We start from the raw sequence: 1575 nt of genomic DNA on the forward strand, positions 1-1575 counted from the left end.
GAATGCCTAGTCTGTTACTGGCCAGAATCGGTGTCTTCTCAGCAAGCATATTTTCTAGCCTTATAACACCATAACAGAGTTCCAAATTATTATTGATTTTTTCATTCAATGTAATTAACTTCCTGCGTCCTAATTCACGAAACATAACCGTTTGAAGTTCCGTTTCTCTTGCTACGTGATCCAAATATACAATTTTTTCCCGGATATTTTCCTCCAAGTCAGTTAATTCGTTCAGCTTTGCAACAAGATCTGCGTGCTTTGCTTTAAGAATGTCCAAAGACTTACTAAAATTGCGTTCATTGAAATAATCCTTTATTTCGTCCGTACTCATTCCAAGTTGTCGTAATTCTTTGATGGTTCCTAAAACCTCGTACTGGAAAATAGAATAGTAGCGGTATCCCGAATGTGAATCGATATATTGCGGCTTGAATAAGTTAATCCGATCATAATGGCGCAAGGTCTCCGTAGTCATCCCTCGTAACTTTGCCATCTCACCAATTGTTAATTTTTCTTTCAGTTTAATCGCCCCCTTAAAAAATATAATACAGGTGTTGACCTTTGTGTTACAACAACCTTTATAATCAAAATACACAATAATTTAAATCTTCTGAGTATTCTTTATAAATGTGAGGGAGCTGATTATGAAACGGAAGAAACTTGCTAGAACACTTACTTTGTCACAGGTTGTTTTTTTAGGGATTGCTTGGAATAACCCCATGGTATTTTTTAATACCTATGGAATAGCTACCGTAACCTCACATGGTGTCATTACGGGTGCGTACATTATTGCATTTCTAGCGATACTGTTTACAGCGCTCAGCTACGGAAAGATGGCAAAAGCATATCCTATCTCAGGTTCAGCTTATACATTTACTCAAAAGTCTATTAATTCTGAAGTTGGGTTTCTTGTAGGTTGGACAATTATGCTTGATTATATTTTAACACCTATGGTGACGTGTTTGATGTCCACTGTCTTTTTAAGTGCAGTGTTTCCAGGGATTCCACATTATGTGTGGATTATTCTTTTAACTACTATCATAGTTGTACCAAGCATACTAGGGGTAAAGACATCAGCATCCGCAAGTAAAATTTTCGTTATTGCTCAAATCATTTTCGTTTGTTTTTTCTGGATATTAACCGTCAAAAATTTGTTAGATGGAGTTGGGACAGGAACTCTTTTCTCGAGTAAACCATTATTCAATTCAGAGGTTCCCTTGTCAGTAATCTTAGCAGGCTCTTCAATTCTTTGTTTTAGTTTCCTTGGTTTTGACTCACTTACTACCTTGTCAGAGGAAACAATCAATCCTGAAAAAACCATCCCAAGAGCTATTATCATAATGTTGCTATTAATAGGGGTTTTGTATATTGGCTCTTCCTACTTAGCACAATTGGTCTATCCGGGTTTTTCATTTGAAAACAATGATTCAGCAGCCATGGAAATCGCTATACTTGTTGGAGGAAACCTATTTAAATCATTATTTATTACTGCGGTAATTATTGGTAACTTTTCTTCAGGAGTTGCTTCAATTACAAGCGCATCACGTGTGTTATATGCAATGGGCCGGGATTCAGTAT

General features: G+C 36.4%; 2 protein-coding genes. One reads left to right on the top strand and one right to left on the bottom strand.

All coding sequences use genetic code 11. The features are described 5' to 3' along the window. Nucleotides 1-490: MerR family transcriptional regulator (locus AC1DUW_RS28240; protein WP_477644105.1), on the bottom strand; the 490-nt coding region annotated here is incomplete at its 3' end. Between the two features lie 151 nt (nucleotides 491-641). On the opposite strand from AC1DUW_RS28240, the gene AC1DUW_RS28245 reads away from it, so the two are divergent. Beyond that, the coding region (locus tag AC1DUW_RS28245) for an APC family permease (RefSeq protein WP_477644106.1) at nucleotides 642-1575 on the top strand (934 nt) is incomplete at its 3' end.

This window comes from Peribacillus sp. P4_C12, from assembly GCF_056402095.1.